The organism is Lutibacter sp. B1, assembly GCF_012524075.1.
In the GTDB taxonomy this organism is placed as follows: Bacteria; Bacteroidota; Bacteroidia; order Flavobacteriales; family Flavobacteriaceae; genus Lutibacter.
In genome coordinates, this window is the sequence record NZ_JAAZUI010000138.1 from 1 (window position 1) to 702 (window position 702).

A 702-nucleotide genomic window follows, 5' to 3' on the forward strand; every position below is an offset into this window, starting at 1 on the left:
AACGGTGTAAGCTATGATTTCGGCGTGGAAAATGTCGGAGACTTTTCCGCTGTAGAAATCAAGCTGGTTAAAAATACAACAAACTTTTTATTAAGCGAAAAGCCACGCTGAATTATAGGTATTGTTGGTAAACGTTTTATTTTAATCATTTTAATCAATCTTCTATTGTTTTAATGAATCTAAATCTATCTCTATTTCCTCAATCGGGTTTACCTCTCCTAAATCAATAGTTTCACTAATCTTAATATTATTTGATTTGAAATATGAATTGGCTCTTTTTTTGAAATCAGAAATGGTTTTCTCTTTCCAGTTTTTAAAATCAGTAGAATCAATCTCTTTGATGTTATTTTCAATCCGATTAAACTCAATTAATTGGTTTAAAAATTCTCTCCTCAAAATAATTTTATCATTTGAGTAACAAATTATCTTGAAACTATCAATTTTCGGTTCAAAATTTTCATTTTCAAAAAATATATAATCATTTTCTAATCGACTATTTTCAATTCTTAAATCAATCTCATCTGATGATAGAATCATAACTTTCTTTTCATCAATTTTAACCTCTGAATAATTTTCTTTATTGCCAATTATCTTCCAAGTTCCAATCAACAGTTTAGACTTGTCATTTTTCGTACAATTTGTTATGAAAATTAGAAGAATTAATATGATAGCAATTTTTTTCATCGTAATGTTTACCAACGG

Annotated in this window: 1 protein-coding gene; it reads right to left on the reverse strand. The window is 26.9% G+C overall.

The window, feature by feature from the left end; all coding sequences use genetic code 11:
- Positions 1-162 precede the first annotated feature (162 nt).
- The coding region (locus HGB55_RS15280; RefSeq protein ID WP_211047420.1) for a hypothetical protein at positions 163-702 on the reverse strand (540 nt) is incomplete at its 5' end.